Source organism: Aeromonas eucrenophila (assembly GCF_000819865.1).
In the GTDB taxonomy this organism is placed as follows: domain Bacteria; phylum Pseudomonadota; class Gammaproteobacteria; order Enterobacterales; family Aeromonadaceae; genus Aeromonas; species Aeromonas eucrenophila.
Map to the genome: position 1 here is coordinate 1 of NZ_CDDF01000022.1, position 928 is coordinate 928.

1 pseudogene is annotated in these 928 nt (G+C 61.1%); it reads left to right on the top strand.

Annotated features, from left to right (window positions below):
* Positions 1-17: 17 nt before the first annotated feature.
* Positions 18-928, top strand: a pseudogene (locus tag BN1124_RS20435) (transketolase); the annotation flags it as partial.

Genomic DNA, 928 nt, shown 5'->3' on the forward strand with positions numbered 1-928 from the left:
AATCGCAGGAGATACAGATGCCTTCTCGTAAAGAGCTTGCCAATGCCATTCGCGCATTGAGTATGGATGCCGTTCAAAAAGCCAACTCCGGTCACCCGGGCGCCCCCATGGGAATGGCAGATATCGCCGAAGTGTTGTGGCGTGGCCACCTCAAGCACAACCCGAACAACCCCAAGTGGGCCGACCGCGACCGTTTCGTGCTGTCTAACGGCCACGGCTCCATGCTGCTGTACTCTCTGCTGCACCTCTCCGGTTACGACCTCTCCATCGATGACCTGAAGAACTTCCGTCAACTGCACTCTCGCACCCCGGGTCACCCGGAGTACGGTTATGCCCCTGGCATCGAAACCACCACTGGCCCGCTGGGTCAGGGCATCACCAATGCCGTCGGCATGGCGATCGCCGAGAAGGCCATGAGCGAACAGTTCAACCAGCCGGGCTTTGATGTCGTTGACCACTACACCTACGCCTTCATGGGCGACGGCTGCCTGATGGAAGGGATCTCCCACGAGGCTTGCTCCCTGGCCGGCACCCTGCAACTGGGCAAGCTGATTGCGTTCTGGGATGACAACGGCATCTCCATCGACGGTCACGTCGAAGGCTGGTTCACCGATGACACCCCCAAGCGCTTCGAAGCCTACGGCTGGCACGTCATCCCGGCCGTGGACGGTCACAGCCCGGAAGCCATCAATGCTGCCATCGAAGCCGCCAAGGCCGAGACCGGCAAGCCGACCCTGATCTGCTGCCGCACCATCATCGGTTACGGTTCACCGAACAAGTCCGGCTCCCACGATTGCCACGGTTCACCGCTCGGCAACGACGAGATCGCCGCCGCCCGTGCCTTCCTGAAATGGGACCACGCGCCCTTCGTCATTCCGTCCGACATCGCTGCCGAGTGGAATGCCCAAGAGAAAGGCACCAAGCTGGA